This is a genomic window from Sporolactobacillus sp. BBK16-2, assembly GCF_059878335.1.
In genome coordinates this window covers 1,491,415-1,515,151 of the sequence record NZ_CM187611.1, presented here as the reverse complement: position 1 = coordinate 1,515,151, position 23,737 = coordinate 1,491,415, and the positions used below count along the sequence as shown (strand labels likewise).

The 23,737-nt window shown below is 44.1% G+C and carries 22 protein-coding genes; 1 reads left to right on the top strand and 21 read right to left on the bottom strand.

From position 1 onward, the window contains the following. Positions 1 to 104 precede the first annotated feature (104 nt). The 10 genes from smc to AC6F33_RS07570 form a co-directional block, all read right to left on the bottom strand. Positions 105 to 3,677: a chromosome segregation protein SMC gene (gene smc / locus AC6F33_RS07615; RefSeq protein WP_500778076.1), complete on the bottom strand. Its 3,573-nt coding sequence runs from the start codon at positions 3,675 to 3,677 to the stop codon at positions 105 to 107. 130 nt (positions 3,678 to 3,807) lie between these two features. Continuing rightward, complete coding sequence (gene rnc / locus AC6F33_RS07610; RefSeq protein ID WP_255746221.1) at positions 3,808 to 4,536, bottom strand: ribonuclease III; 729 nt, start codon at positions 4,534 to 4,536, stop codon at positions 3,808 to 3,810. Positions 4,537 to 4,653: 117 nt separating this feature from the next. Beyond that, positions 4,654 to 4,896 (bottom strand): acyl carrier protein, encoded by a 243-nt coding sequence (gene acpP, locus AC6F33_RS07605; RefSeq protein WP_255746219.1) that lies wholly within the window; start codon positions 4,894 to 4,896, stop codon positions 4,654 to 4,656. Between the two features lie 147 nt (positions 4,897 to 5,043). Beyond that, positions 5,044 to 5,790, bottom strand: a complete 747-nt coding sequence (gene fabG / locus AC6F33_RS07600) for a 3-oxoacyl-[acyl-carrier-protein] reductase (protein WP_255746217.1) — start codon at positions 5,788 to 5,790, stop codon at positions 5,044 to 5,046. Between the two features lie 4 nt (positions 5,791 to 5,794). After that, positions 5,795 to 6,739, bottom strand: a complete 945-nt coding sequence (fabD, locus tag AC6F33_RS07595; RefSeq protein WP_255746215.1) for an ACP S-malonyltransferase — start codon at positions 6,737 to 6,739, stop codon at positions 5,795 to 5,797. A 70-nt stretch (positions 6,740 to 6,809) separates the two neighbouring features. Then, the gene (gene fapR / locus AC6F33_RS07590; protein ID WP_255746213.1) at positions 6,810 to 7,385 is read right to left on the bottom strand and encodes a transcription factor FapR; all 576 of its coding nucleotides are present in this window, start codon (positions 7,383 to 7,385) and stop codon (positions 6,810 to 6,812) included. Positions 7,386 to 7,565: 180 nt separating this feature from the next. Further along, the gene (recG, locus tag AC6F33_RS07585; RefSeq protein WP_255746211.1) at positions 7,566 to 9,611 is read right to left on the bottom strand and encodes an ATP-dependent DNA helicase RecG; all 2,046 of its coding nucleotides are present in this window, start codon (positions 9,609 to 9,611) and stop codon (positions 7,566 to 7,568) included. Next, the gene (sdaAA, locus tag AC6F33_RS07580; protein WP_255746209.1) at positions 9,611 to 10,513 is read right to left on the bottom strand and encodes an L-serine ammonia-lyase, iron-sulfur-dependent, subunit alpha; all 903 of its coding nucleotides are present in this window, start codon (positions 10,511 to 10,513) and stop codon (positions 9,611 to 9,613) included. Before sdaAA ends, recG begins: the two co-directional genes overlap by 1 nt. A gap of 30 nt (positions 10,514 to 10,543) precedes the next feature. Beyond that, positions 10,544 to 11,206 carry an L-serine ammonia-lyase, iron-sulfur-dependent subunit beta gene (gene sdaAB, locus AC6F33_RS07575; protein WP_255746207.1) on the bottom strand — a complete coding sequence of 221 codons (663 nt, stop codon included), beginning with the start codon at positions 11,204 to 11,206 and terminating at the stop codon, positions 10,544 to 10,546. Between the two features lie 15 nt (positions 11,207 to 11,221). Beyond that, positions 11,222 to 11,620 carry an Asp23/Gls24 family envelope stress response protein gene (locus tag AC6F33_RS07570; protein ID WP_255746206.1) on the bottom strand — a complete coding sequence of 133 codons (399 nt, stop codon included), beginning with the start codon at positions 11,618 to 11,620 and terminating at the stop codon, positions 11,222 to 11,224. A gap of 254 nt (positions 11,621 to 11,874) precedes the next feature. On the opposite strand from AC6F33_RS07570, the gene rpmB reads away from it, so the two are divergent. Beyond that, entirely contained in the window at positions 11,875 to 12,063 is a 189-nt protein-coding gene (gene rpmB, locus AC6F33_RS07565; RefSeq protein WP_255746205.1) for a 50S ribosomal protein L28, read from the top strand. 130 nt (positions 12,064 to 12,193) lie between these two features. Here rpmB and spoVM read toward each other — a convergent pair whose 3' ends face one another. The 11 genes from spoVM to gmk all read right to left on the bottom strand — a co-directional run bounded on the left by spoVM (position 12,194) and on the right by gmk (position 23,717). Continuing rightward, positions 12,194 to 12,274, bottom strand: a complete 81-nt coding sequence (gene spoVM, locus AC6F33_RS07560; RefSeq protein ID WP_253065084.1) for a stage V sporulation protein SpoVM — start codon at positions 12,272 to 12,274, stop codon at positions 12,194 to 12,196. A 99-nt stretch (positions 12,275 to 12,373) separates the two neighbouring features. Further along, on the bottom strand, positions 12,374 to 13,015 hold the full coding sequence (locus AC6F33_RS07555) for a thiamine diphosphokinase (protein WP_255746203.1): 642 nt from the start codon (positions 13,013 to 13,015) through the stop codon (positions 12,374 to 12,376). 38 nt (positions 13,016 to 13,053) lie between these two features. Next, a complete protein-coding gene (rsgA, locus tag AC6F33_RS07550; RefSeq protein ID WP_255746202.1) occupies positions 13,054 to 13,941 on the bottom strand; it encodes a ribosome small subunit-dependent GTPase A in 888 nt (295 codons plus the stop codon). 37 nt (positions 13,942 to 13,978) lie between these two features. Further along, the gene (gene pknB / locus AC6F33_RS07545; RefSeq protein WP_255746201.1) at positions 13,979 to 15,961 is read right to left on the bottom strand and encodes a Stk1 family PASTA domain-containing Ser/Thr kinase; all 1,983 of its coding nucleotides are present in this window, start codon (positions 15,959 to 15,961) and stop codon (positions 13,979 to 13,981) included. Next, the gene (locus AC6F33_RS07540) at positions 15,958 to 16,707 is read right to left on the bottom strand and encodes a Stp1/IreP family PP2C-type Ser/Thr phosphatase (RefSeq protein ID WP_255746200.1); all 750 of its coding nucleotides are present in this window, start codon (positions 16,705 to 16,707) and stop codon (positions 15,958 to 15,960) included. The genes pknB and AC6F33_RS07540 overlap by 4 nt, the downstream gene beginning before the upstream one ends. Positions 16,708 to 16,720: 13 nt before the next feature. Next, entirely contained in the window at positions 16,721 to 18,073 is a 1,353-nt protein-coding gene (gene rsmB / locus AC6F33_RS07535) for a 16S rRNA (cytosine(967)-C(5))-methyltransferase RsmB (RefSeq protein WP_255746199.1), read from the bottom strand. Next, positions 18,070 to 19,014, bottom strand: a complete 945-nt coding sequence (gene fmt / locus AC6F33_RS07530) for a methionyl-tRNA formyltransferase (RefSeq protein ID WP_255746198.1) — start codon at positions 19,012 to 19,014, stop codon at positions 18,070 to 18,072. The genes rsmB and fmt overlap by 4 nt, the downstream gene beginning before the upstream one ends. Before the next feature lie 90 nt (positions 19,015 to 19,104). Then, a complete protein-coding gene (gene priA / locus AC6F33_RS07525) occupies positions 19,105 to 21,525 on the bottom strand; it encodes a primosomal protein N' (RefSeq protein WP_255746197.1) in 2,421 nt (806 codons plus the stop codon). Then, positions 21,522 to 22,718: a bifunctional phosphopantothenoylcysteine decarboxylase/phosphopantothenate--cysteine ligase CoaBC gene (coaBC, locus tag AC6F33_RS07520; protein ID WP_255746196.1), complete on the bottom strand. Its 1,197-nt coding sequence runs from the start codon at positions 22,716 to 22,718 to the stop codon at positions 21,522 to 21,524. Before coaBC ends, priA begins: the two co-directional genes overlap by 4 nt. Before the next feature lie 180 nt (positions 22,719 to 22,898). Beyond that, complete coding sequence (rpoZ, locus tag AC6F33_RS07515; protein WP_255746621.1) at positions 22,899 to 23,093, bottom strand: DNA-directed RNA polymerase subunit omega; 195 nt, start codon at positions 23,091 to 23,093, stop codon at positions 22,899 to 22,901. 9 nt (positions 23,094 to 23,102) lie between these two features. Then, positions 23,103 to 23,717, bottom strand: a complete 615-nt coding sequence (gmk, locus tag AC6F33_RS07510; protein WP_255746195.1) for a guanylate kinase — start codon at positions 23,715 to 23,717, stop codon at positions 23,103 to 23,105. Positions 23,718 to 23,737: the final 20 nt, after the last annotated feature.

The window sequence follows — 23,737 nt, the reverse complement described above, 5'->3', positions numbered from 1 at the left end:
CTCATTTTTAAATCATCATTGAAAAGCACGGAAATAAATCTCAACTAGGTCTTGACTTAATACCACAAGACTTGTCTGTAAATTATTCTTTAGATTGCTGCTTATTAAACGTTACCTGCGGTCAATAAATCTTCCGTCTCTTCCAGTCTCACAGACACAAGGCGGGAAACTCCTGATTCCTGCATGGTGACCCCATAAAGGACGTCAGATCGTTCCATAGTTCCATGCCTGTGAGTCACAACAATAAATTGCGTATCAAGGCTGAATTTTTTCAAGAAGGCCGCGTAACGGTCAACATTTGCGTCATCAAGAGCAGCTTCCACTTCATCAAGGACGCAAAATGGAACTGGGCGCACTTTCAGAATAGCAAAGAGCAGTGCGATCGCCGTCAGCGCACGCTCTCCGCCGGATAGAAGAGAGAGCCGCTGAAGCTTCTTTCCGGGCGGTTCTGCAAGAATATCTACACCACTCGTGAGCATGTCATCTGGTTCAATGAGCTGCAAATCGGCACGTCCCCCACCGAACAGTTCTTGAAAAACCGTTTGAAAATGGGTTCTTATTTTATTGAATGTCTCAGTAAATCGCTGCTCGACCACTTGATCCATTTCCGACATAACATGGTTAAGTGTTTCGCGTGCTTTTAACAAATCTGCCCGCTGTGCAGAGAGAAATTGTTCGCGTTCAAGAACATTTTCATATTCTTCAATTGCGCCTACATTAACGGTCCCGAGTTCTTCGATAGCCAATTTTATTAATTTGACTTTTTTTCGTGCTTCGTCAACATCCATATTTAGTTTGTACTTGTCTCTTGCCGCTTCAATGGTCAGTTCATAGTCTTCTCTTAGTGTGTCTAAAAGATGATCGAGCTGAACATCCATTCGCCCAAGAAGAACGTTTTTCTCTTGATACAAGTTGCTGATCCTGGTTAATTCTGTACGGTCTTGTGACATGAGTGTCTCTTCCTCCGCCAAGGCCTTTTGCTTATTTCGCCGGGAATCACGCATTTTCATCAATTCCGTCATAGTCGTTTCTTTATACGTCTTTGCTTCTTCAATGAGCTGATCCAGCTTCTCCGCATTATCATTCTGGTTCTCAATCTCAAAGCCGATCCCGTCAGCAGAAGAACGAAGCGTATCGAGTGATTCTTTTAGTTCACCGACCCGTCGTTTTGATTGATCTGCTTTTTCTTGTTGATGCGCAGTAATCTGGCTCTGTTCTGCGATTTGGACCTTAAGTGCTGTTATCTCCGACTGAATCTCTTGTTTTGAAGAATCGATATCTTTTCGATTTTTCGTTAAGCTTTCAATTTGATCTGTCAGAGCTTTACCGCGTTCTTCATTCTTCGAAACATCAGCATCGATAATCCGCAACCGTTCTGCAATTTTTTTCTGCTCTGTGCTGAAATCACCATTTTCCCTTGTCAATAAATGATACTTATCAAGACTTGCTTTTTCTTCAGTTTCTGCATCTCTTTTTTGTGTTTCGATGCTGCGGTACTGATTAAGCGCCTCCTCCACAGATTTGCGTGCTGAATCGGATTCCAACTCGTCTGCTGCAATCTGATTCTTTAAATTGGAGAAATCGATTTGCAGCTGCTTTCTTTTTTCTTGCATCTCGTCGATTTGCCGGCTCAATTCTTCAATTTCGGTACTTCGGCTGATCAGACTTGTTTGCTGCTGCTTCGTGCTGCCTCCAGTCATGGCACCACCAGGAGCTACAACATCTCCTGCTAAAGTAACGATTCGATACCGATAGTTCACTTGACGTGCAAGTTCATTTGCACCCTCCAAATTCTTTGCAATGATCACAGAACCCAGTAAAAAATCAACTATGGGTTTATAATGAGGATCGCATGTCAGTAATTCAGATCCTGCACCAATAAAAGCTGAATTTGATTGAAGACGATTGCGTTCTGATGAAGCAATTGCCTTCGGCCGAATAACAGAAATGGGCAGGAAAGTTGCGCGACCGGCTTTGTTTTGCCGTAAAAATTGAATCGCCTGCCTGCCGGCAGATTCATCAGAAACAATCACATGCTGGGAAGAGGCGCCAAGAGCTGTTTCAATTGCCGTGCCGTACTCTTTATTCACCTGAATGAGTTCAGCGACCGCACCGTGAATTCCGGACAGTCTTTTTCGATTTTTTAAAATAACCTTAACGCCTTGATAATAGCCGGCATAATCTTCTTTAAGAGATTCCAGCAATTCTTTTCTTGATCGCGCTTGTTCAATATAATTGCTGATTTTATTTACAGCATCTTTTTCTTTAGTATAGCGTTCTCTTCCCTCTTCCAATCGGGTACGGAGCTTATCATAGCGGTCCTTCAGACGTTTGCCTTCACTAGCCAGCGCTTCCAATTTAGCCGTAAGTATTTGCTTTCTCTTGCCGGCCTCTTCTGCAGATGTCTGTATTTCTACTGTGTTTGATTGAATGCGCGTTTTCTTCAATTCCAAGGTTTTTGCCTGATCAGATAGATAATGCTGCTCGTTGCGCATGGAGGCTTGTTGATTTAAGATCTCGATGTATTCGCCTTTAAGCTTTTCAATCAGTTCATCTAAATTCTGTTCAAAACTATGATACTCATTTTGTTTTTTCACTAGATTCTGCTGCAATTGCGTCAAAAAGATACGCTCCGATTTACTGTTGGCAAGTGCCTGATCAAGTACTTGCCGTTCCTCGTTCAATTGATGTTCCAAGTGTGCGATACGTTCTCTCAGTTCATCAGCACTGCTTTGTGCATGCTTGTGTCGTTCCTCTATGACTTGCTTTCTGCCTAACAATTTTTCCAGTTTCTCAGCAGATTCTGCCCATTCAGTCTGCCTTTTTTCAATTAAATGGTCCAATTCTTCAAGTGCTGAACGATGTTGCCGATAATCATGCTCACTGGTATTCACTTTATCGGATAATTCTATTTTTAATTGGTTCAGTTCATCTACCTGATTTTTCGCAAGCTCCCATTGACTATGAACTTCATCGATATCATGAGCAAGCAGTGCAATGTCCACTTCCTCTAGTTCGCTTTTTTTCTCTAAAAAATCTTTGGCAATTGACGCCTGCTTCTCAAGCGGCTCAAGCCGATCGTCCAACTCATGCAGAATATCTTCAACACGATTTAAGCTGTCTTCGGAATCATTCAGCTGCTTTTCAGCAGCCTGCTTGCGTAATTTATATTTGAGGACACCTGATGCTTCCTCAAAAATTTTCCGTTTATCTTCTGCTTTACTATTCAGAATCTCATCGATTTTTCCCTGACCAATAACCGAATATGCCTCTTTGCCCAGTCCGGAATCCATAAACAAATCAACGATATCTTTTAACCGACAGTTTTGTTTATTGAGTTGGAATTCGCTTTCCCCGGAACGAAACACACGTCGTGTGACGCTGATTTCGCTGAAATCCATTGATATGTAGTGATCGCTGTTGTCCAGCGTGAGCGTCACTTCAGCCATATTGACTGCCTTTTTCGCATCACTTCCCGAGAAAATAATATCTTCCATCTTGGATCCGCGCAGCGATTTGGCCGATTGTTCCCCGAGTACCCAGCGAATAGCTTCTGTGATATTGCTTTTACCGCTTCCGTTCGGACCGACAACCGCAGTAACTCCCGGAACAAATTCAACAGATGTTTTGTTGGCAAATGATTTAAAGCCTGAGACATCCAATCGCTTGAGGAACATCCCGATCCCTCCGTTTCTTACCCTTCTATAATTCACCTTGATTAAATTCATGGTTAAGCCTGATTTTGCACATCATGAATAAACCACAAAACGAGTAACAAAAACAGCCGAGAGCGCCCGGCTGCTTTTGTTACTCGGCAAGATTCTTAAGCGCTTTGCATGCCGCACTTTGCTCCGAATCTTTTTTCGAATGTCCTTTGCCCATACCGACGATTTCACCATTCAGCAATACATTTGACGTAAACTCGCGATGATGTGCCGGTCCTTTTTCGGACAACAGCTCATAATCCAGTTCACCCAGATTTCTCCTCTGAATTGTCTCTTGCAATTGGCTTTTGTAATCCATCACATGGGAAAAAGTGCCGTCGTTAATTCTCGGATAAACAACTATTTTTAGGAATCGCTCGACTTCAGTCAATCCCTGATCGAGATACAGAGCGCCGATAAACGCTTCAAAGACATCCGCTAGAAGCGATGGACGCTTTCGTCCGCCGGTTACCTCTTCCCCGCGTCCAAGAAAAATCTTATCCTCGAAAGACAGCGATGACGCAAATTGAAATAATCCGCCTTCACACACAATGGCCGCACGCAGCTTTGTCATGTCTCCCTCAGTAAGATCCGGATAATGTTTGAAAAGATATTGAGAGATCAATAACTCAAGAACAGCATCCCCAAGAAATTCAAGTCGCTCATAATCGTCTTGTGACGCACGACGGTGCTCATTCACATAAGATGAATGGGTAAATGCTTGCTTTAATAAGTCTTCATTTTGAAATGAGAATGAAAAATCATCAAGAAAATGATGAAGCCTTTCAGTTACTTCTTTTTCCTGATCTTGCATCTTTTTTGAACTTGGCACACGTTTCACCTCCGCTAACTAAGAAACCAAAATCCATTTTTTCCATAACTTCCGAAAATAATAAGAAGCCCCGTCCTTATAAACGGATTTATAAAAACGGGACTCATGGTTAGAATGTCAGGATTTATGGCTCTCTATGTAAGATACGACGTCACCAACGCTTTGAATCTTTTCCGCATCTTCATCGGAGATTTCCAAATTAAATTCGTCTTCAAGTTCCATGACAAGTTCTACAATATCAAGAGAATCTGCGTCCAAATCTTCTTTAAATGAAGCTTCCAGTTTAACGTCTGCTTCATCTACGCCTAATCGGTCGACAACGATTTTCTTGACACGTGTCAAAACATCTTCATCTGCCATGTCGTCACCTCCTCTCGAGGGCATTTACATTTTTTTAGCTCTCCGTAAAAGGAGTGGGCACAACGCCCTGAAAAGCTTTCGCAGTGAGAAACTGATGAACTACCCGTCTCACTTAATGAAACTCTCTTTAAGCGTACCTCAATCATTTTATTGCATTGACATTCCGCCGTCAATACTTAATGTTTGTCCGGTCATGTACTTGCTATCGTCAGAAGCAAGGAATGCAACAGCATTTGCTACGTCATCTGGTGCACCTAATTGTCCAAGTGGAATATCTTGTTTCATTTTATCCTTAATTTCTTCCGAAAGCTGGTCGGTCATATCAGTAATAATAAATCCCGGAGCAACAGCGTTAACGGTTATCCCCCGAGATGCAACTTCCCGGGCGGTAGCCTTCGTTAGTCCAATCACTCCAGCTTTGGCAGCTACATAATTCGCTTGTCCAGAGTTGCCCAAAAGACCGACTACCGATGCCACATTAATGATTCTGCCTGCCTTCTGACGCATCATTGGACGAAGCGCAGCTTTGGTAACTAAAAAGACTCCTTTAAGGTTTGTATTCAGAACTGCGTCCCAGTCCTCTTCTTTCATACGCATGAGCAGTCCGTCACGCGTAATTCCTGCATTGTTGACAACAATGTCAATATGGCCAAACTGCTCAATCGATTTTTTAATCATGGCTTGCACTGCAGTTTCGTCTGAAACATCACATTGCCAGATAAGCGCTTTGCCGCCCGCAGATTCAATTTCTGCAACTGTATCCTCCGCACGCGTTTTATTGCCTGAATAGTTGACGATCACGGATGCGCCAAGCCGAGCCAGTTTAATGGCAATAGCGCGGCCGATTCCTCTGGAAGCACCGGTAACCAATGCTGTTTTTCCATCCAGTCCCATTCTATTATACACGCCCCTTCAGTTTTTCAGACACATCAAGCAGACTCTTCGCATCATTAACTTGATAAACCGTTAGCTTGCGATTAATCTTTCGAATTAATCCCGAGAGCACCTTTCCTGGACCAACTTCAACAAAAGTGTCTACACCAAGCTGCGTCAGCCGTTCCACAGATTCAGTCCAACGAACCGGTGAATACAGCTGTTCAATTAGATGATCACGAATGTCTTCAGCGGTTGCTTCTTCTTGCGCCGTGCTGTTGGCAATTATAGGAACAACGGCATTTTTAACGGGCAGTGCATCAAGAACTTCCCGCATTTTTTCAGCCGCGGGTTTCATCAATGAAGAATGAAATGGTCCGCTCACAGAAAGGGGTACGACACGTCGTGCTCCCGCTTCCTCTGCACGTTTTGAAGCTTTCTCAACACCTTCAACGGTTCCAGAAATAACAATTTGTCCCGGGCAATTAATGTTTGCCGTTTGCACGGATTCGCCCTGTTCTGAAATGGCAGTGCAAATTTCCTTCAATTGATCTGCATCCAATCCAAGGACAGCTGCCATCGTTCCTTTTCCTGCCGGAACGGCAGCCTCCATGAGCAAGCCTCGTTCACGAACTGCGTAAACGGCATCCTCAAATCCGAGGACACCCGCCGCATATAATGCACTATATTCACCAAGACTGTGGCCAGCCAAATAATCCGGCTTAACCCCTTGTTTTTCCAGCAACGCACAGAGCACGGCACTTACTGTCAAAAGCGCAGGCTGCGTGTTTTCTGTTTTTTTTAGTACTTCCTCTGGACCGTTCATAACCAGTTCGGTCAAGGAGAATGACAAGCGATTGTCCGCCGTTTCGAACATTTTTTTGGCTTCAGGATAGGTAGCAATCAGATCAGCACCCATGCCGACTGTTTGAGAACCTTGTCCGGGGAAAACAAATGCAATCTTACTCAAAATACATCAACCTCCGCAACATATCGAATTACCACTGTTTGAAGCAAATCAGACGGCTTTCTGCCGCCGTTTACACTTCTGATTTATCTTTTCCTCCATGAGCACGGTACATGGTAAATACGCCCTTAAAAACATGATCATGCCCTGAATAACTATCCACTTCAACGACGGTACGTACACGCTCCTTGCGCAAAACCTTTGCTTTTGCGACCACTCGTTCACCTGACTTGACAGGCCGGATGAATTGGATCTCAGCTTTCGAAGTCAGAGCGAGATCATCGTTGATTACGGCTACAGCGAGCGAATTCGCTTGTGCAAACAAGTGATGCCCGCGAGCAATTCCTGTCCTTGAAAAAACAAAATCCGGTGTTATTTCTAGGATAGAAATTGCACTGATATCCAACTGAAGATCAAGAATATCACCAATCACTTCTTCTTTGTGAAGGGCTTTGACGTCATCAAATTGCCTCTTTGCCACATGTTTGATCCGTTCTCGCAACTCCGGAATAGATAATTCCAAACGATCAAGTCGAATCGTCTGAACACTAACCGTGAATTTCTTTGCCAGTTCGTCATCCGTAATAAACGGATTATCGTCGATCGTTTGTTTCAGAGATGCTTGTCTGTCTTTTTTGCTTTTTCTCATAAACTGGACACCGCCGTTTTATGTTCATCATGAATACTAAACATCTTCTTTTTAAGACTAGGTAATAATAGTTAGTATATCATAACTTATCTATCGCGGGTAGGGCAGAGGCGCACAGACAAAACAAGGTGCTAAATCATCGACTCATAACATACGCGGCGCAAGTTTTTTGGTTTCATTTCAATCTAAATGAAGGAGCTTAGTCAATCCTGATTCTGTTAATGGCTCGCGCAGTCCTGTGTAACGTTCGTCACGCCAGAATTGCGGATCCCGAACAAGCCGTGCCGCATCGTCTCGCGCAGTAGCTAATGTTCGGTAATCATGAATCATGTCAGCGAGCTTAAAAGTGGGCAAACCGCTTTGCTTTTTACCAAAAAAGTCTCCGGGTCCGCGAAGCTTAAGATCGTATCCAGACAATTTAAAACCATCCGTGGTCTCTGTCATCATTCGCATTTTTTCTCTGCTCGTTTCCGACTTGGCATCTGCAAGAAGAACACAATAAGATTGATCGCTGCCTCTTCCTACACGACCACGCAGTTGATGCAGCTGGGACAAGCCGAATCGATCTGCATCGTAAATGATCATCAACGATGCATTAGGAACGTTGACACCTACCTCAACAACTGTGGTTGATACAAGTACTTGGGCCTCTCTCCTTTTAAAAGAATCCATAACCTGATCTTTCTCTTCAGGAGTTAATTTGCCATGCATCAAGGCGACCTTGTAACCGGGAAGTGCTTGAGAAAGCTGCGCGTGAACATCAAGAGCATTTTGAACGTCAAGCTGTTCAGATTCCTCAATCAAAGGACAAATGACATAGGCTTGTCTTCCTTGATCAAGTTCTTTTCTCATAAAAGTTATGATACGGCCAATCGCATTTTCCTGTACCCAATAGGTCTTAATTTTCTTTCTGCCGCCAGGAAGTTCGTCAATTGTAGACACATCCATATCTCCAAAAACAGAAAGTGCCAAGGTGCGCGGAATCGGAGTAGCGGTCATATACAATACATCCGGCTCTTTTCCTTTCAACCGCAACGCACCACGCTGACGAACGCCAAAACGATGCTGTTCATCGGTTACCACCAGCCCGAGTTGTTTAAACTCAACTTCAGGTTGAATCAAAGCGTGGGTACCAATCAGAATTTGAATATGACCATGAAGCAGCTGATCAAGCAATATCTTTCTTTTAGTACCACGCACGCTTCCAGTCAGCAATCCGACAGATATATTAAAAGGGCGAAATAATTCATCAAGATTTTCAGCATGCTGCTGCGCAAGTATTTCTGTAGGAGCCATCAGCGCACCTTGATAGCCGGCGCTTACTGCCGTGTACAACGCAATCGCCGCAATCACCGTTTTTCCGGAGCCAACATCACCTTGAAGAAGTCGGTTCATTGGCGAGTCAGAATCCATGTCTGTTAAAATTTCGTCGACTACTCGATTTTGTGCTTGTGTCAATGAAAAAGGAAGCAAGCTAATAAACCGTCGGACGTTTTCACGATCCGCAGAAATTCGGATTCCTTTGGACGATGAACGTCTTATTTGCTTATAAGCTTGCAATTTTAATTGATAATTTAAGAATTCTTCATAAACAAGCCGTCTTCTCGCTTGATGAAGTTGAGCCTGATCTTTCGGAATATGTATTGTATAAACCGCTTGTCTTTTGCCAACGAGTTTGTAAGCCGAAAGCAATTCATGGGGTAGATCTTCTTCTATATAATTGGGAAAACGATTAAATGCCTGATTGATCAGGCTCCTAAGTTTTCTAACCGAAACACCTGCGCACACAGAATAAACCGGTGCCCATTGTGCTTCTTGATCCGGCTGTCCTTTATGAAAATCAGTTGAAGTCAACGTTGCACGATTTCGATCCCACTTTCCTGTTACCGTAACGATGTCGCCAAGTTTCAAACTTCGTTTTAAATAAGGCCGATTGAATAATATAACGGTTATTAAATAACTGCCGGACAGCACACGCACAGTCAAGCGTGACTTTTTCTTCCCGTAATAATTAAGTAACGGCTCACTTTGCACTTTCCCCATAATTGTAACCTGTTCCTGGTCCTGAGCACTCGCCAAGTCTCTTAACTCATAGTTCTCATAACGATATGGATAATGGGCAAAAAGGTCGTCAATGGTTGTTATTCCAAGCTGCTCCAAGTCCTCTGCCAGCTTCGGGCCAACGCCTCTTAGTTCCGTAATTGGAAAACGCAAAGTAGTGTTCATCATTTTTCTTCAGTCACGGACAATTGATCATCCGTTCCAAATATTCGTTTTTTCAGCTCACGTCCAGTCTTAGTATCAGCAAGTCCGCCGAGCGCGGTCTCTCTTAAAGCAGGAGGCATCATGCGTCCCACTCGATACATTGCATCGATAACCTCGTCACAAGGAATGATACTCTTAATTCCGGCAAGGGCCATGTCAGCAGCAACAAGTGCGCTTGAAGCGCCAATTGCATTACGTTTCACGCAAGGAGCTTCAACCAGCCCGGCAACGGGGTCACAAATCAAGCCAAGCATGTTGCCCAGCGCCATCGCCATTGCATGCGCCGACTGTTCAGGAGTGCCGCCTGCCATTTCAACTGCCGCCGCTGCAGCCATACCGGTAGCAGATCCAACTTCTGCTTGACAGCCACCTGCTGCCCCGGAAATGGAAGCATTATTAGCAATAACGAAGCCAAATGCACCGGCTGTGAAAAGGAAGTGAATCATCTCTTCTCTGCTCGGTTTCAGTTTATGCTTCAAACCAAACAGTACGCCGGGAACCACGCCGGCAGATCCTGCCGTCGGTGTCGCGCAAATTGTCCCCATTGCTGCGTTTACTTCATTCGTCGCCATTGCTTTACTTACAGCGTCAAGCAGTACCGAACCTGATAATGTGTCACCATTTTCCAAATAACTCTGCAGAAGACGGGCATCTCCTCCCGATAGTCCCGAGCGTGACTTAATGTCTTCATGAATTCCTCTTTGGACAGCCTGTTCCATGACGTTCAACTGGCCAGACATTTTTTCAATAATCTGATCACGCTTGTTACCCGTCGTTTCTATCTCCGTTTGAATCATTACTTCATAGATAGGCAAATTGCGGCTGTTCGCGATGTTTACTAACTCTTCAATTGATTGAAACATAAAGACACCTCTTTTCCGGAAGATACTTGATTAAGCTAATACTGCAACATTGAGTATATTAGGAAGTCCTGAAATTTCTGCAGCAAGCCCATCGCTGATTTCTTCATCGGTTTGAATCACCATAAGCGCAAGCTGTCCCTTTTCCTGTCGTGAAACCTCCATATAGGAAATGTTCAGCTCGTATTTGGCAATCAGCACAGCAACCTCAGCAACAGCCCCATATTTGTCATGATGAAGGATAAGGAGTGCAGGATTGCTTCCGGATAGAGAAATAGAAAAGCCGTTGACTTCTGTAATCTCAATTTTCCCGCCGCCTATGGAAACGCCGACTAATTCAAGGCTTTGATCACCTGCTGATAAATGAATTCGCGCTGTGTTCGGCTGCTCCACCTGTGTTTCCTTATCCACACTAAATTGCACGTCCATTCCCTTTTGCTGCGCAATTTTAATTGAATCAGGCAAATTTGCATTACTTTCATTAAAATCCAGCAATCCGGCAACAATTGCCACATCCGTTCCGTGGCCCTTGTATGTTTCAGCAAAGGAACCGTACAAAGTTATTTTCACATGCTCCGGCATGACACCGAGCAGTTTTCTGGCCATTCGCCCAATTTTCGCCGCACCGGCAGTATGCGAACTTGATGGTCCAACCATAACCGGACCAATAATATCAAAAACACTTCGATACTTCATGTCGCATGACTCCCCTTATGCTTGTAATGATTGATCTTCAGGTAACGCTTCTTCATCCGTAAGGCGAACACCTTGTACAAAGATATTGATTGAAGCGGCATTCAATCCAAGCATTTCATTTAAAGTTTCTTTAACCTTTGTTTGAACACTTCCTGCTACCTCTGAAATACGGGTGCCATAACTCACGATGATATACATATCAATAAGCAAATTCTGATCTTCATCAAAGCGAACAACAACGCCGCGGCTGAAGTTCTCTTTCTTCAACAGCTCGGTAAAACCGTCCTTCAATTGATTTTTAGAAGCCATGCCCACGATACCAAAGCAATCCATTGCAGCACCACCGACAATTTTTGCAATAACATCGATTGAAATATCAATTTGTCCATAGGTGTTCGTTATAGATACAGTCATTTGTAAAACCTCCCAAGTGAAATTCTATTAATTTTTTTATAGGGACAGTCAATCTTATTCTTCTTCTCTTCTATCCGTAATCTTATTCGACTTATCGTTATTTTACACTAGCTTTCCCTAATTTTAAAGTCATGCATGTGCATGTACCATTTGACCCAATCAATTTTCTGCGATCTCTAGTTGCGTGTCACGTTCGTACGTGTTAGTATAGAGTTATTGCGTTAATGAATTGCATGGTCAAGGAGGTCATCTATATGGGACGTCGATGCTTTGTTACCGGCAAAACAACGAAGTTCGGTCAGAACCGTTCATTTGCTGAAAATAAATCGAAAAGAACATTTAAAGCGAATCTGCAAAAAGTCCGTATCCTTGTTGACGGAAAACCAAAACGCGTTTATGTATCTGCAAAAGCGCTTAAAGCAGGTAAAGTTGAACGTGCTTAATGCATGATCAACCACTTAATTCGCACGAAACCGAAACAAAAAAGCCAAGCCCTTTTAGGGAATTGGCTTTTTTGTTTGCCAATCAAAAAAGACATCTTTGTAGATGCCCTTTTTGATGATGTGAGTTTATTTACCCCTTCTTAAAGGAACCGAGGAGGGCTCTCACAATACTTGCCAGAAATTTCGGCAGCTTAATCGTATAAAATTTCATTATACTGCTCCTCCTTGTCACAAGCGCCGTCATCCTTTATCACGTGCTTCTAGAATATATGAAGCGATTATGAAAACTATGACCGTTTCGTTAGACAAGTTAATCACTGCAGCGCATCATCAATAGAAGGCCATGCGAAAAGGAAACGTGAAAAACGGCAGCATGCGTTTCATTGCTGATACAGAGACTTGATCCTAGACGAAGCTCTGCATCATTAAGCGGATACTTAACACATGACAAACTCAACCCGGTTACTTTTTCAGTCAAAGCAAGAAATGAAAGATAACGGTATGATGGATTGTTCTTTATAGGATATGCGCCTGGAGTCAATAAAGTGATCCAATTTTTTTTATCAATAATAGCGAGTTCAGAAGAAGTGTCAGTCGATTTCATCAGCAATTGTATACTTGCAAGCGCGTGATCCATCCTTCCGCCAGTCACCCCGAACAGATAACATTGCTCTGGATTCAGACTAAGCGCCCAGTCAAGTGCCAGCTCTAAATCTGTTTTATCCTTTTCAGGAGGATAGGAACAAAGTTCGAACCCGTCCTTGTCAATCTTTGTTCGTTCTTCTGCAGTCAACGAATCAAAATCACCAAATGCGCGAATTGGTCGAATCCTATTTTTTAACAAAACGATTGTCCCATGATCAGCGCCGATCCATTCAAAATCCTCATATTCAGGAGCATTCAGATCGGGCAGAAGTGATTCCGGACCTCCTGCAACAATTGCCAGCTTCATTACAGCTGCCTCCGTTCTTTACTTATTAACTTTGACCGTTAATACTTTGTTCGTTCACGCTCATTGAGTTCTGCTAAGAAAATTTGATAATGCTCGTACCGCGAGCGATCAATCTTACCTTTGGAAACCGCATCCTTTACCATGCAATCAGGTTCGGCCAAATGCATGCAGCCTCTGAAACGACAGCCTTCTCTAAATTCGTCAAATTCAGGAAAGCATTGTTCCAAATCGGAAGGGGCTATATCTGGAAGTTCCAACGAACTGAATCCCGGAGTGTCTGCCACATAGCCATTTATTGAAATCGGCAATAATTCAACATGTCTGGTCGTGTGCTTTCCACGGCCTAAAGCATGCGAAATCGCTTGAGTCTCAATGTTTAAGGAATCGCCCAAATAGTTTAAAAGTGTCGATTTACCGACACCGGATTGTCCGGTGACAACACTGATTCGATTCTCCATGCGCTGCTTGAGTTCAGCGAGTCCTTCTTTTTTCAGACTGGAGGTAAACAAAATAGGATAGCCGATCTTTTCATAAACACTCATTTGCGAACGAAATGTTTCAATATCTTTTTCAGACAAGAGATCCCATTTTGTGAAGCAAATAACCGGATCGATTCTATGAGCTTCCATTGAAATAAGAAAACGGTCAAGAAGCTGACAATCCAAAGCTGGTTCCGCGACGGAAAACACCAAAATAGCCTGATCAATGTTGGCGATCGGGGGACGTTTCAATACATTCTTACGCTTACTGATCGATAAAATATAACCGTCTGTCGGCTTTGCCGCCTCGTAAACAACATGATCGCCAACAAGAGGGCTCACACCGCGCTTTCGAAACACCCCTCTTGCTCGGCATTGAACCAGCTGATCACCATTTTTCACATAATAAAATCCGCTTAATGCTTTAATTATTGTACCTTCAGGCATATCAAGACTCCTTATTCGTTAAGAAAAATGTTCTCTGTTAATTTGGATAATCAACCGTACCTGTTTTTCTTTCGACATTATCAATTAATACCCTGTAAGAACCTTTCTCATTCGGATTGATCGTAAATGGTATCGTATATGTTTTCGTTTCAGTTATTTGTTCATCGGTAAATACAGAGTTGTCGTGGTTGGCATCGGTATAATATATTTGTACGTGAATCGGTGTGCCTTCCCCTGAATCGGAGGATGTGCTGTCACCGCTTGTTCCCGGATACACCACTTTGATCGGCTGATCAATCTCCTTTGGTTTTGCTTCGCTTCCTTTCGACAATGTGACGATGACTGATGAATCCTTGTCCACTTGGCTCCCGGCAGCAGGATCTTGATCAAGCACACTGCCCTTTTCAATATCGTCAGAATAATCACCAACAGAAAAATCAGCTGTCAACCCCTGACTTTTAAGCAGTTTACTTGCCTCATTTTTTGTTTTCCCCTTCAGATTGGGAACAGTTGCCTGCGGATTTCCTGTGCTGTAGGTGAGTTCCAAAATTGTCTTCGATGGGACAACTTTTTCTCCTGCAGCCGGATTTTGACGTATAATCTGGTCTTCAGGTATTGATGCCGACTGTTCTTCATGCCAAACCACATCTTTATAGCCGGCATCCTTGATTACATCAGAAACCGTATCCCGACTGTAACCGACATAGTTGTCCAGTGCCACTGTTTTAGAACCCTTGCTTACGACAAGCGATACCTGCGCATTTTCTTTCACTTCTGCGCCTGCCTCAGGATTCTGACTGATAACTTTTCCTTTTGCGACGGAATTGCTTACGCGATCCGTTCGGATAGTCTTCAGCTTCTGATTAGACAATGTCTTTTGGGCTTTTTGATACGTCATTCCTGATACATCAGGGACCCGAACATTGGAGACATAGAACAACTTAGGTAAAAGTGTCGTTCCGAGCACTAATCCTGCTGCGATTAACAAGATGAGAATACCTGAAATCGTTAGCCATTTCTTAGCTTTTGATTTTTTCTTTTTTCCGCCTGTTTGAGATGGTGCAGGAACATTTTTTTCCGCTGTCGCTTCTTGACTTTTGTTAGACTGGTTTTTGATCGGCGCCATTTTGATCGTTTTTTCCAGATCTTCGTTCTCCTCTTCCGGAACAGGTTCATCAAGAATCAGTCTTTGTTCATTGGCACGTTCCGGATCAAGCGCAGTGATTAAATCGTTATACATATCCGTTACTTGGTCATAGCGATCAGACGGATTTTTTGCGAGAGCGCGAATCATCACATTTTCAATGGATTGAGGAATATCCGATCGAAAATCACGCGGATAAGGCATAGGCGAGCTGAGATGTTTCAATGCAACAGAGACAGGAGAAGTCCCGGGAAAAGGCAATTTTCCTGTCAATAATTCAAACATTACAATTCCGATTGCATAAATATCCGATTTGATTGTGGCTTTCCCGCCTCGTGCCTGTTCCGGAGAAAGATAATGTGCTGATCCCATGATCGAATGAGTATAGGTAATGGTAGCCCCGCTGACAGCAAGAGCGATTCCGAAATCAGTTACCTTCACCCGCTCGGATTCATTGATTAATATATTTTGAGGCTTTATATCTCGATGTACAATGCCATGCTGGTGTGCATGCGTAATGGCAAGTAAAATCTGCTTCATGATATAGATTGATTCATCAATAGATATAGGCGAATAATCTTTTATGAATTCTTTAAGTGTCATTCCTTCGATATATTCCATGACAATGTAATAGCAGTCCTCTTCACCGATATCATAAATCGCAACAATATTCGGATGAGAAAGACTGGCGACCGATTCTGCCTCGCGATGAAAGCGGCGGACGAATTCCTCATCTCCGGACAATTCGGGACGTAGTGTTTTTACCGCAACAAAGCGTTCCAAAATTAAGTCTTTCGCCTTATATACGATCGCCATTCCGCCTTCACCAAGACGGGATAGAATTTGGTATCTTCCGCCAACTCGTTTTCCTATCATAGCTTTTCACCATCACCATCTTTGGAAATAATGATCACTGAACTATTGTCCTCTCCGCCGGCATGATTTGCCTCACTGATCATCATTTCTGTTTTCTCTCGTAAATTCATTGTACCCTCCATAATTTCACTCAATGTCTCATCAGACAGCTTGTTTGTTAATCCATCGGAACAAATCAAAAGATGAGAACAGTTCGCCCAATCAATAACTGACGTATCGAGAGCGATTGTCGGTTCAGTTCCTAAAGAACGCATCAAAATATTTCTTTTTGGGTGATCTTCAGCCTCTTCTTTTGTTATTTGCCCGGATTTCAGCAATTCATTAACGAATGTATGATCTTCTGTAATCTGTTTGACAATGCAATTCTGTTTCCATATGTATATCCTGCTGTCTCCAACAGATGAAACGGCGATAAATTCTTTCGTACAAAGTGCGACGGCGAAGGTTGTTCCCATACCTCGGCATGCATCATGAGTCTCCGCATATTCATATAAGCGCAGGTTCACACTGCGAACTAAATGATTCAGCCATGTCTCTGCTTCTTCTTTAGTAAAAACACCTGAATGCTCCGACCACTTGGCGGATGTCAGCTCCAAAGCCATTTTACTGGCAATTTCGCCTGCGGCATGTCCTCCCATACCATCAGCAACGATCCCGAGCAGGCAGTCGTCGCCATAAAGCACATCCAAACTATCCTCATTTTGTTCTCGTACGTTCCCGGAACTTGTACACCACTCGGCCTTCACGCAGTTCACTCCTTTAAGAAAGTCCATCTTTTAAGCGTTCAAGACAGCAAATGAAAAAGCCATCGGTTTGAAACATATAAGGCATAATCTGCAACATGCCGTCACGTGTATCAATCATGGCCTTTGGCATTCGTTTTGCAAAGGACTTTTCCGCACAAAAGTTTGGATGATTCGCCAAAAAAACGGCCATTTGTTTTTCATTTTCATCTTTATGAATCGTGCATGTGCTGTAAATTAACCAGCCGCCAGGTTTTACGAGTAAAGCGGCTTCTTCCAAAATCATTTGCTGAATGGGAATCAGTCCCTTGATCTCATCTGCCGATTTGGTCCACTTAATCTCAGGTTTCCGCCTGATCACCCCTAAACCGGAACATGGAACATCGAGCACAACACGATCAAAACATGCTTCGCCAAGTTTGCTTCGTGCCGATCTTGCATCCATAGCGTGAGTCTCAATATTGGTTAAACCAAGCCGTTCGGCCGCATGATCTATTAATTGTGCCTTGTGCGGATGCAAATCAAGCGCAACAATTCGGCCGCGATTAGCCATTCGTTCAGCTAAGTGGGTTGTTTTTCCCCCAGGTCCCGCACATGCATCGAGAACAAGCATGCCCTCCTTAGGTGCTGCTGCATCTGCTACCAGCATCGAGCTTTCATCCTGAATGGTAAAATAGCCCTCTCGAAATGCTTGCGACTGAACAGCATTTCCGCTCTTGACAATCAAAGCATCCGGAGAGAGTATTCCAGGAAGCGTTTCTATATTTTCTGCCGCTAATTGATCTGCCAGCTCCTGCCTTGTAGCCTTAAAACGATTCACTCGAATGGAAACATTGGGCGGAAGATTGTCGGCTTCAGCAATTTTAACTGCTGTTTCACGGTCCCACTGTGCTTCCCAAAGATCCATCAGCCATTCTGGATGGCTATACATAATTGCATTCCTTTTTCTTTCCGGTTCAATTTGTGACAGGTCAGGCAAACCTTCACGCAGAATCCGACGAAGTACCCCATTGACAAATCCGGATATCCCCCGATGCCCCCGCTTCTTTGCAATCGTAACAGCTTCATTCACAAGTGCATGGTCTGGAATGCGATCGAGAAATGCTTTTTGGTAAATTGAAATAAGAAGCAGCTGTTCCACCCAATCATCTATTTTTCTTTTCTTTTCCACAAAAGATGATAAATAATAATCCAATGTCAATTTTTGCTGCAATACTCCATAAACGAGAGTAGTAACCAATCCTTTATCTTTATCCGATAAGTGTCCGGCGTTAAGTGTCTCGTTCAAAACTATTTGACTGTACGCATGCTTTTTTGTTATTGCAAGCAGCAAATCTAATGCGGTCTCACGAGCTGTCGGTTTGCTCATAATTTCACTCCAAGTATAGTGCCGGTCTCTACACGTGTGCCTCTAAGAAAATCAGCAGTCTTCATTCTTTTTTTCCCCGCAGGTTGGCACTCAACAATTTGTACAGCTTGACCATCGCCTGTTGCAACAAAAAGTCCATCCGAGTCGCATCTGATTACAGTGCCTGGTTTTTCAGCTGACCTAAGATCTGTTAACTCAGCAGCAAAGATTTTAAATACGGAACCTCCAAGTCGGGTGAACGCCCCTGGAAACGGATTCAGTCCGCGAATCAGGTTGCGTACCGCCGGAGCGGATTTCTCCCATACAATTTCCTCGTCTTCATGTTGGATGCTCGGCGCAAATGTGACTTTGTTTTCATCCTGCTTCTGGGGTTTCAGCGAGCCTGCCGCAAGTTTCGGCAAGGTTTCCATAAGCAGGGTGCTTCCGGCGGCACTTAATTTATCGTGCAAAGTTCCAAATGTATCCTGATCCTCAATAGGCACTCGCACTTGTGATAAGATATCCCCCGCATCCAACTGCTTCACCATATACATGATCGTAACGCCGCTTTCTTTCTGTCCGTCAATGATCGACTGCTGAATCGGAGCTGCTCCGCGATAAGCGGGCAGTAATGAGGCATGAACATTCACGCACCCCAGCCGTGGGCCCTTGAGCAGGGACTCAGGCAGTATTTGCCCGTACGCAGCGGTAACCAATAAATCCGCATCGAAGTCTAGAATTTCTTTAACCGCCTCCGCTTTGCGTACTTTCTCCGGCTGCAGAACCGGCACAGCGTAGCTCTCAGCGAGCACCTTGATCGGAGGAGGAGTTAATTTATGCTTTCGGCCTTTGGGACGGTCCGGTTGCGTTACAACGCAGACCACATCGTAAGCCGTATCTTCCAGTAAATGTTTCAGGACGGGTACCGCAAAATCCGGCGTTCCCATAAATGTTATTTTCATTGAATCATCCTCTTCAGCAAAATTAAATCCTGGTTTAGAGCCTATTCGAAAGCCGGGAAGCCATTCTTCCCGGTATTCGAACACGTTCTTCTACATAAGTGCAACAGGATTAAGGTCAATAGACACTTGCAAACCGTTCTTTCCGCTCTCTTGAAAATGCTGCATGATCTGATGCAACACAGGCAGAAGAGCAGGTTCCCTTTTGTATTTTACCATGCACTGGTAACGATATCTATCCTTTATCTTTGAGACAGCCGGCACGACCGGACCGTATATCTGAGAAGAACCGGACAGCTGTTTTTTCAAAATCATTGCAATTCGTTCGGCCGCTTCCGCTACCTTTGCAGGTTCCGGATGGGTGAGTCGAACCATTGCCAAATAGAAAAACGGAGGATAACCTCCTCGATGACGGAGCGCCATTTCTTGATTGTAAAAGCCTTCATAATCATGATGTGCAGCATCTAACACCGCATAATGATCTGGACTATAGCTCTGAATGACAACTTCGCCCGGTAATGAATGTCTTCCTGCACGTCCGGCCACCTGAGTAACAAGCTGAAATGTTTTTTCCGATGCACGAAAATCCGCAAGATGCAGTAATGAATCTGCTGCCAGTACCCCTACGAGCGTCACCTTTGGAAAATCCAATCCCTTCGCTATCATTTGCGTCCCGAGCAGTATATCCGCTTTCTCTTCACCGAACTGCCGTAACAAGTTTTCATGGCTTCCTTTTTTCCGTGTTGTATCTACATCCATACGGATAACGCGCGCTTCAGGAATCAGCCTGTTAAGTTCTGCCTCAACTTTTTGTGTCCCCGTCCCAAAGAAGCGCATCGCATCGCTGCCACAGGTTGGGCAGGTGTCAGGGACTTTTTGCTCAAACCCGCAATAGTGGCACTTTAATAGATGCTGCGCGCGATGGTAAGTCAAGGATATATCGCAATGAGGACACTCGACAACGGTCCCGCATGATCGGCACATAACGAAAGTCGAATACCCGCGTCGATTTAAAAAGAGCACCGTTTGCTCCTTCTTTTGAAGTCGATCCTTCACTTTCTCAAGCAGTTCCTTAGAGAATACCGAGTGGTTTCCCTGCCGCATTTCTTCTCGGAGATCAACAATATGAACAGAAGGAAGCGGACGGTGATTGACGCGCTCTTTCAAAGAAAGTAGTGTGAAAACCTGTTTACGTGCACGCGCAAAAGATTCGAGCGAAGGTGTTGCACTCCCAAGGACGACCGGACACTGGTGGCCTTGCGCTCGGTGAATAGCAATGTCGCGTGCATGGTAGCGCGGCATGTCTTCCTGCTTATAACTGGATTCATGCTCCTCATCAATAATAATTAATCCTAGATTATTGAAAGGTGCAAAAATTGCCGATCGAGCACCGACAACAACCTGCACCTTTTCTTCACGAATTTTTCGCCATTCGTCATATTTTTCTCCTCGACTCAATCCGCTGTGCATCACAGCCACATGATCGCCAAAGCGGCCTTTGAATCGTAAAACCATTTGCGGAGTCAATGAAATTTCCGGAACAAGAACGATGGCTTGCTGCTTTTTCTCAAGCACATGCTGAATGGATTGAAGATAGATTTCCGTTTTTCCGCTCCCTGTGACACCATGGCATAAAAACACGCGATGCTCCGGCTTATCCATTGAGTGCAAAATAGGTGCAAGTGCATTCGCTTGCTCATCAGTTAATTTTAGCGGTTCGGTGTGTTCAATTGATCGTTTATAGGGATTGCGTAATTGTTCGATCTGATCGATGCGGAGCAACCTTTTTTCCGCAAGTTTCAAAATTGCATCTCTGCTTAAGCCTTCATCAATGAGAGCACGCATTGTCGGATGGAATGCTGCGGAATCGGATTGCCGAATAAAATAGTTAAGTGCTTCTTTTTGGCGTTTGGCTCGATCATTAAGTTGTAAAAGTTCAAGGTTCAATCGTTCTTTAGAAACAGCAACTGAAACAGCAGCCACTTGTTTCGCAGTCGCTTGGTTGCGTACCAGCTGATGAATGGAAAGGCTGCCCCTTCGTAATGCTCGATTAATCGGATTTAATAATTCCGAATCGTTTCTTACTACTTCCGACCAAAGCGCTTGTCTCTTCGATCTGAAAAATTCAGCCAAATTCGGATCATCATTTTCTAACTGCTCTGGGTCCTCAACTTTAATCACTTTTTTATAATCAGCTTTCATCGCTGCTGGAAGCATTGCTTGATAAGCCGCTACAGTCGCACAGACCGTCGTGTCCGCCAGCCAGCGGCCCAATTTTAAGAGTTCCGTTGTTAGGACAGGCAGATGATCTTCAACTGTATCAATCGACTTTAATCGAGTAAATTCCGAACTTTCCTTGAGTGCCGTCACAAAGCCAAGACGGTGCATTCGCCCAAAAGGTACGGTTACACGCATTCCTGGTGCTAAAATATCGCTGAACGGCTCCGGAACTTGGTAATCAAACGGCTTATTCACCGGATTTGCCGGAATATCAATATAAACCTCAGCAATCACTTCGTTTCACTCATTTCAAACAATTCGGCAAGGGCATCACAAATAGTTGATGCAACTTGCTGTTTATGCATCGTATCAAACTCCTGCTGCTTCCCGCTCGCAAAAAAGAACGTTACTTTGTTTGTATCTTCTCCAAAGCTGTCGGACGCATGATTGGCGACGAGCAGATCCAAATGTTTCGCTTCAAGTTTCTTGAGTGCATTTGCTTCCAAATGATCGGTTTCAGCCGCAAAGCCAATGAGTAATTGATTCTGTTTCTTTTCGCCCAACTCTTTCAGTATGTCCGGATTTCTGACCATGGTGACCGTCAGCGGACCTTCTGATTTCTTAATTTTTGTCTCGCTCACCTGCTCTGGGCGATAATCCGCGACAGCGGCTGCCTTTATTACTGCATCCGCATCAGGATAACGTTTCATGACCTCGCGATACATATCACGTGCAGAGGTTACCTTAATTCTTTTGATTTCAGGAGAAACAGCCAGGTCAGTTCCGGCAATAAGCGTCACCTCAGCACCCGCCTGATTTGCAGCTTCAGCAATCGCATAGCCCATCTTCCCACTGGAACGGTTGCTGAAAAAGCGGATCGGATCAAGCGATTCTTTTGTTGCGCCGGCGGTAACGAGAATTTTTTTCCCAACAAGTGACTTACGAGTAAAAAAGTCGTCGATTTCACGGACAATATCTTCAGGCTCAGTCATTCTTCCTGAACCTGTCCATCCGCACGCCAATCTTCCTTTCTCCGGACCAATTAAGTGATAACCGTAACTTTGAAGGACGTGCAAATTTTTCTGAACAGCGGGATGTGCATACATATTGACGTTCATAGCCGGAGCGATCCATAACGGCGCCTTTGAAGCGAGTGCCGCCGCAGTAAGCATATCGTCAGCGATACCCGACGCCATTTTGGCAATGGTATTGGCGGTTGCCGGTGCTACAATAAATGCATCGGCATCATCCGCTATGTCAATATGAGCAATTTGTCCCTCCTTTTCATCCAAGATGACGCGATCATAAACGGTATGCCTTGTGAGCGCTTGAAAAGTAACTGATCCGACAAAGTGCTTTGCAGATTCCGTCATCAAAACATGAACATCTGCTCCTGATTTAACCAGCCGGCTCGTCAAGTCCGCTGCCTTGTATGCAGCGATTCCTCCAGTTACACCAAGCACGATTTTTTTCCCTTGAAGAGTCATGAAAACACTTCCTTATCAATATCTGACTACTGTCTTACAAAATTACTTCTTGGTCGTTGGCATCCCATTATCAAGAAAATGCTGCCGAGCAAATTGCCGATATCTTAAATTCCAGGCTAAAACCTATATAAAAGGCAACAACCTGATAAAGGTTGTTGCCTTGCCGTTTGGCGGTGCATGTTAACGTTTGTAATTGAGAAGTCCAGCATTGATTTCTTCCAATGCTTGACCGACTTCTTTTACAGAACGCGGGTGTTCAACGAGTAAATGTCCGGAACCATCCTGAAGCTGGCGCGCACGTTTCGCGGAGAGTGTCACCAATGTATAAGTAGAATTCACTTTTTCAAGCAAACTGTCAATAGACGGATAGATCATCATATTCCGTCATCCCCTTCCATTTTCAATATATTTCTCAATCAGCCGATCTACCCTGCAATGTTCGGCAAGCACAATGGCTTCTATTCGATCACAGGCCTTTTCAACTTGATCGTTTTCCACAACATAATTGTAATTCTGCATTAATTCCATTTCTGATTTTGCCACACTCATTCGACTTTCAATCAGATCCGCGGTTTCTGTGCCGCGCCCGACAATTCGATTTTTCAGTTCATCCAAATCAGGCGGAGCGAGAAAAATGAACAGTGCTTCCGGAAACTTCTTCTTCACTTGAAGTGCGCCTTGAACTTCAATCTCCAAGATGACATCTTCACCGCATTCAAGCGATTCTCGGACGTAATCAACAGGTGTGCCGTAACAATTGCCCACGTATTCTGCCCATTCCAGAAGCTTCTCTTGTTTGATCATCTGCTCAAATTGCTCCCGTGTTTTAAAAAAATAATGGACGCCGTCGATCTCGCCTTCTCTTGGCTTTCTCGTCGTCGCTGAAATGGAATATTTTAATTGTGTGCCGCGCTTGCGCAGCGCTTTGCACACGGTCCCCTTGCCAACACCGGAAGGTCCGGAAAGAACCACCAGCAACCCTTTTTCTTTAAAGCTCATCACTTTGCCTCCAACCGTTG